The organism is Janthinobacterium sp. GW822-FHT07H10, assembly GCF_058798675.1.
The window spans coordinates 1-6,096 of the sequence record NZ_JBXAKS010000033.1; the positions used below are offsets into that span (position 1 = coordinate 1).

Annotated in this window: 4 protein-coding genes; all 4 read right to left on the reverse strand. The window is 68.8% G+C overall.

Features of this window, described 5'->3' with window-relative positions:
* Positions 1-196: 196 nt before the first annotated feature.
* From AC1RDJ_RS28295 to tssH, 4 genes are read right to left on the reverse strand one after another with little or no spacing between them, the layout of a single operon-like run.
* Positions 197-583: a DUF4280 domain-containing protein gene (locus AC1RDJ_RS28295; RefSeq protein ID WP_071323903.1), complete on the reverse strand. Its 387-nt coding sequence runs from the start codon at positions 581-583 to the stop codon at positions 197-199.
* On the reverse strand, positions 583-1,308 hold the full coding sequence (locus tag AC1RDJ_RS28300; RefSeq protein WP_493029444.1) for a toxin-antitoxin system YwqK family antitoxin: 726 nt from the start codon (positions 1,306-1,308) through the stop codon (positions 583-585). Before AC1RDJ_RS28300 ends, AC1RDJ_RS28295 begins: the two co-directional genes overlap by 1 nt.
* Positions 1,309-3,270, reverse strand: coding sequence for a type VI secretion system Vgr family protein (locus tag AC1RDJ_RS28305; protein ID WP_493029445.1), 1,962 nt, complete (start codon positions 3,268-3,270; stop codon positions 1,309-1,311). It abuts the gene before it with no gap.
* Positions 3,267-5,972: a type VI secretion system ATPase TssH gene (gene tssH / locus AC1RDJ_RS28310; protein WP_493029446.1), complete on the reverse strand. Its 2,706-nt coding sequence runs from the start codon at positions 5,970-5,972 to the stop codon at positions 3,267-3,269. The genes AC1RDJ_RS28305 and tssH overlap by 4 nt, the downstream gene beginning before the upstream one ends.
* Positions 5,973-6,096 lie beyond the last annotated feature (124 nt).

Sequence of the window (6,096 nt, forward strand, 5' to 3'; positions counted from 1 at the left end):
CCGCCATGGCCGCGCGAGACGCCCGGCGCTTCCCCGGCGGCCAGCCTCTGGCCCAGCTGGAAACCCAGCGCAAACAGCAGCACCAGCAGGGCCACCACCGCAAAAAACCCGACGGCCACCAGGCGCGGGGTAAGGCTTAATCGGTATTCCATCGGCTCACTCGGCAAAGTCAAGGTTCATCGGATGTATCGGACGTTCAAGGCACGGCCACGGTCATCTGGCCCGGCATGCAGATTTCAATCACGCCGCCGAACATGCACATCAGCTTGGAAGCGTTGTTCAGGGTCGGCATATTGCCCAGCAAGACCGTGGGCGAACCGGGCACCCACGGCGCAGTGGTCATGGGAATGCACGGCATGGGCACCAGCACGCCCAGCGCCGCCGCCGTGGCCGCCGCCACCTGCGGGTTGGCCATCGACATGCACATGCCGAAGGGCAGGATGTTGACCATGGGCTTGTTGTCCATGATGTTGGCGTCCGGCATGATCGTCATCACCTTGTTCAACGGCAGCACCATCAGCGTGCCGGGCGCCATGCCGAACGAGCATTTCAGCATCGCCCCGGCGCAGACTTGTTGTCCCATCAGTCCCCCCTTAGCAGTTTTTTCAGGCGCTCGAACAGGGCCGGCGCCGCCTCGGCATTGCCCTGGCGCCGGCCCTGCGCATCGAAGCGGGCCGGCGCCGCCAGCGGCACGCCTTCGCGGTAAATCACTTCTTCCATCAGCGCACCGCCGGGCCAGTAGCGGCGCAGCGGCCCGTGCAGCAGGTTGGCGCGGTAGCTGCAGCGCTGCAGCACCTGGCCTTCGGCGTCGTAATCGGCGCTCTCGCCTTCGAGCAGGCCGGCGCGGTACCAGGCGCTGCGCACCTGGCGTCCTTCGTGGTAGAACAGGGCCTGGCCGTCGAGCTGGCCGTCGGCCAGCTGCAGCCGCGCCGTCATCTGGCCCGCCTCGTCGAACGACAGCGACGGTCCGCTGGCGACGCCGCCCGACATGGTCTGCGCGGCGATCCGGCGGCCGTGGAGGAAGGTTTCGATAAGGCCGTGCGCCAGGCCGTGCTGGAAGGCGCTGCGCTGCACCACCACGCCATCGTCGCCATACAGGGCCACCGTGCCGTGCAGCTTGCCGTCCTGGAAATGCGCCGTCATCGCCGGCTGGCCGCCCGGCCCGTACTGTTCCAGCGGGCCGTGCAGCACGCCGCCGGCCATGGTGCTGCGCAACAGCAGGATGCCGGCGTCATCGTGCTCCTCCACCACGCGGCTTTCGCGCACGGCGGCGGGGGGAGCGGCGGCGGTTGAAAAGTCGCTCGTCATCTAGTTCACCTTCGCCATGGCGCCCTTGAGCGTGAGCATGGCGCCCGCTTCCACCGTCTGCGTGGCGTCGGCCTTGCTGTTGATGACGGGCGCCTTGTGGTCGATCTGCACGCCCGCCTTGGTACTGAGCTTGGTGCCCGCCTCGCAGGCCAGCTCCGTGCCGGCCTTGTTGCTCAGCGCAGTGCCGGCCTTGGCCGCCAGCGTGGTGCCCGCTTCCAGCGCGACGGCGCCGTCCGAGACGATCTTGATGGCGCCCTTCACCGTGATGCTCAGGCTGCCGTCGATGGTCAGCGCATAGTCGCCCTTCACCGTGTGCTTGAACGCGGCCTCGTTGGCGTGCGTCTCGGCGCCCGTCACGGTCACGCCGCGCGTGCCGGCCACCGTGTGCGTTTCCTTGCCCTTCTTGACGTCGACCGTGCGGTCGCCCTCGTCCAGGGTATGGATTTCGGCGCCCTTTTTGACGGTCGTCGTCAGCGCGTTTTCGATTTCCGTCAGCATGTCCTTCTGCGCGTGCAGGTACAGCTGCTCGGCGTCCTTCTTGTCTTCGAAGCGCAATTCGTTGCCGGCGCTGCCCTGCTTCGACGACAGCGTGCGCAGGATGGACTGCGTCTGGTTGGCGGGCAAGGTGGCCGGCGTGACGTTCGTGCCGTTGTAGACGCTGCCCGTTACCAGCGGCCGGTCCGGGTCGCCGTTCATGTAGCTAATCACCACTTCGTGCCCCACGCGCGGCAGGAAGAAGGCGCCCACGCCCTTGCCCGCCGTCGCCTGCGCCACGCGTATCCACGGCGCGCGCTTGTCGTCGGCGGCGTCGCGGTCCCAGGGAAAGCGCACCTTGACGCGGCCATGCTTGTCGGTCCAGATTTCCTCGCCGGCCGGCCCCACGACCTTCGCCGTTTCGCAGCCGGCCGCGCGCGGACGCGTCGTCACCACGGGCGCGCGGAACGGCACGGCGGCGGGAAAGGCTTCGAAACAGTTGCTGTAGCCCTCGCTGTTCGCCGTATGCTGCACGCGGCGCAGCACGAAGCTGGCGTTCAGGGCCGCCACGAAATGGCCGGACAGCGCAAAGCGCGTGCCGGCCGCGAACGGATAGCAATAGCTGTCGCCGCGCAGCACCTCGGCCGTGGCCTGGTCCGCCTCCACGCGCAGCTGGGCCAGCGCCTTGGCGGCGGCCACCGTCGGATGGCCGCTGGCAAACTCATAGCTCTTGCCCTTGCCGCCCGTGGCCGCGAAGCAGCCTTCGAGCGAGGTGTCCGGCGTGACGAAGTCATAGTCGTTGACGGTCATCTGCTGCAGCGCGATGCGGTGCTCGCTGGCGAAGCGCGTCACCGTGTCGGCGGGCCGCTGCATGCCCGTGTCGGGCCAGAAGCGGGCCGTGGCCGCGCCCGCGCAATCGGCGCAATGGGCCGGCGCGTCGGCCAGCACCATGGTGTGGCCGCTGCTGCTGAAGGTGAAGAAATAGAAGATGCCGGCCTGCTCCATCAGGCGCGAAATGAAGTCGAACGCCGTCTCGTCGTACTGCACGCAATACTCGCGCGCGGCATACGTGCCCGCCAGCTTGGAATCGAAGGCGATGCCAAAGCTCGTCAGCACGGCCTTGATGACGGCGTCCACGCCCTGGTTGGCGAAGATCTTGCGGTCGCGCGACAGGGTCAGCAGCCACAGGGCCGGCGCCAGTTCCGCCTCGTAGGCGGCGAAATCGCGGTCCTGGCCGCTCTGGATGAAGCGCGTGACGATGCCGCTGACGTAGCGCGACGGGCCGTCGGGCAGCGCGATGGTCACCGTCATGTCCTTGCCCACGACGGCCGCGGCGCTGAGGCTGGTGCTGGGCGAGCGCATGTGCAGGTGGAAGCGGAACAGCTCGGACAGCCCCTCGCTGCCCGTCATGCTGTCGAGCAGCAAATCGTCGGCGCCCAGCGGCGAACTGACGCGCAGCAAGCCCGCCTGCTTGAAGTTGGCCTTCATGCAGCCCCCCGCACGGGGCTGTCCCGGAAGCCGTAGACGAACTGCTGGCCGGCGCCCATGGCCATGTGCACGGCCGAGAACGCGGAGGCCGTGGCGATGCGCTCGAGCACCAGGCCCGACAATTGCGGCAAGACCGTCTGCGTGAGGATGTAATCGATATTGCGCGCGCCGCTGTCGACTTCCGTGCAGCGCGCCGTGATGGCAGCCGTGACGGCATCGTCCCAGCTGAAGCGCGCGTGGTGGTTGGCGGCGAAGCGTTCGGCCAGGCGCGCCAGCTTCATTTCGACGATGACGCTGATTTCCGCGTCGCCCAGCGGGTAGTACGGCACCAGCACCACGCGCCCCAGGAAGGCGGGGCTGAACTGGCGCAGCAGGGCAGGACGCAATTGCGCCACCAGGGCTTCGGGATCGGGCAGGCGCTTGCCGCGCGCATCCTGGCAGGCGCGCGTGATCACATCCTGCGCCGCGTTCGACGTCAGCAAAATCAAGGTGTGCTTGAAGTCGATGCTGACGCCCTCGCCGTCCTCCATCGTGCCCTTGTCGAAGACCTGGAAGAACAGCTCGAGCACGTCGGGATGGGCTTTTTCCATTTCATCGAGCAGCACCACGCTGTACGGACGGCGGCGCACGGCTTCCGTCAGCACGCCGCCCTTGCCGTAGCCAACATAGCCGGGCGGCGCGCCCTTCAGGCTCGAAATCGTGTGCGCTTCCTGGAATTCCGACATATTAATCGTGATCATGTTGCGCTCGCCGCCATACAGCATGTCGGCCAGCGCGCACGCCGTTTCCGTCTTGCCCACGCCGCTGGGGCCGACCAGCATGAACACGCCGACCGGCTTGCCCGGATCGTCCAGCTCGGCGCGGAAGGTGCGCACGCGGCGCGCGATGGCGTCCAGCGCCTGGTCCTGCCCCACCACGCGCTCGCACAGGCGCTCGTGCAATTGCAGCACCGTGTGCACCTCGTCGGCCAGCATCTTGCCGACGGGTATGCCGGTCCAGCCCGAGATGACGCCCGCCACCATGGACGAATCGACGCAGACGGGCACCATGGCTTCGTCGTCCTGGATCGCTTCGAGTCCCTTTTGCAGGCGCTGCAGCTGGGCCGCCTGCGCCGCATGTTCGTCGGCTTCGGCACCGGTATCGCCGCCGGCGTCGGCCCCGCCCACGCGCGCGGCGATCGTGCGCCGCAGGGCCAGGATTTCCTCCACGGCGCGGCGTTCTTCCGCCAGCTTGGCCACCAGGGCCGCGTGGCGCTCGTTCATGCGCGCCAGGCTGGCCGCCTGCCGTTCGCCTTCGGCCGCGTCGCCCTCGCCGCGCCCCAGCTGCTGGCGCACGATGCGCAAGCCTTCCGTGGCCTGCACCATGTCGTATTCGAGCGCCTCGAGCTGCGGCGGCGTGCCGGCCAGCGCGATGGCCACGCGCGCGCACGCCGTATCGAGCACGCTGATGGCCTTGTCCGGCAGCTGGCGTCCCGTGATGTAGCGCTGCGACAGGCGCACGGCGTCGCGCACGGCTTCGTCGAGGATTTCCACCTGGTGGTGGCGCTCGAGGGTGGCCACCATGCCGCGCAACATGCCGATGGCCGCTTCCGGCGTCGGCTCTTCCACCTTCACCACCTGGAAGCGGCGCGCCAGGGCCGGGTCGCGCTCGACGTGCTTCTTGTACTCGGCCCAGGTGGTGGCGGCGATGGTGCGCAGTTCGCCGCGCGCCAGCGCCGGTTTCAGCAGGTTGGCGGCGTCGCCCTGCCCTTCGCTGCCGCCCGCGCCGATCAGCTGGTGCGCCTCGTCGATGAAAAGGATGACGGGCGTGGCGGCCGCGCGCACTTCGGCGATCACGGATTTCAGCCGCTGCTCGTACTCGCCGCGCACGCCGGCGCCCGCCTGCAGCAGTGCCAGGTCCAGCGAGCAGACGCGCACGTCGGCCAGCACGGCCGGCACGCTGCCTTCGGCCACGCGCAAGGCAAAGCCTTCCACCACGGCCGTCTTGCCGACGCCCGCCTCGCCGGTGAGGATGGGATTGTTCTGGCGGCGGCGCAGCAGAATGTCGATGATCTGGCGGATTTCCGCATTCCGGCCGCGCACGGGGTCGATGCGCCCGGCGCGCGCCTGCGCCGTCATGTCCACCGTGTACAGGTCCAGCGCCGGCGTGCCGTTCGCCCCGCCGCCGGCGCTGCCGGGCATGGCGGGCGCCAGCGGCGCGCCCGGCGCGGCGCCGGAGGGACCGGCGTCCTCGCTGGAGCCGGCCAGCAGCGATGCCAGCTGCGCCTTCAGCGATTCGCGCGGTATCGTCAGCAACGCCGGCGCCGTCTCGATCAGCATGCCGCGCAGGCTGTCCAGTTCCAGCAGGGACAGCAGGACGGTGCCGGAGCGGATCTGCTGGCTGCCCAGCAGCATGGAACTGGTGAGCCAGGCCTCGCGCAGCAGCGGCACAAAATGCGGCGACATGGCCGGCGTGCGGCTGTTGCCGCGCTTGAAGCCGTCGATGCAAGCCTGCACCTGCGTGCGCACGGCGTCCGCATCGACGCCGAAGTGCGCCAGCAGCAAGACCCAGTCGGGAGCGCCCGCGTCGAGCAGCGCCAGCAGCAGGTGTTCGACTTCCACATTGAAGTGCGTCTGCTTGACGCACAGTTCCGCCGCACCGCCCATGGCCCGCTTGCACTCGGGATTGAGGTGGGACAGCAAGGTGCGGATATCGATTTCCATGGGGCTCAGTTCCAGTCGTCGGCGTGGGTGGGGGTGGTGCCGGCATGGGCGCCGGCCTCGATTTCCTCGACATCTTCAACCAGCGCCTGCTGGGCTTCTGGTACCGGGGGCGCGGCAAGCACCA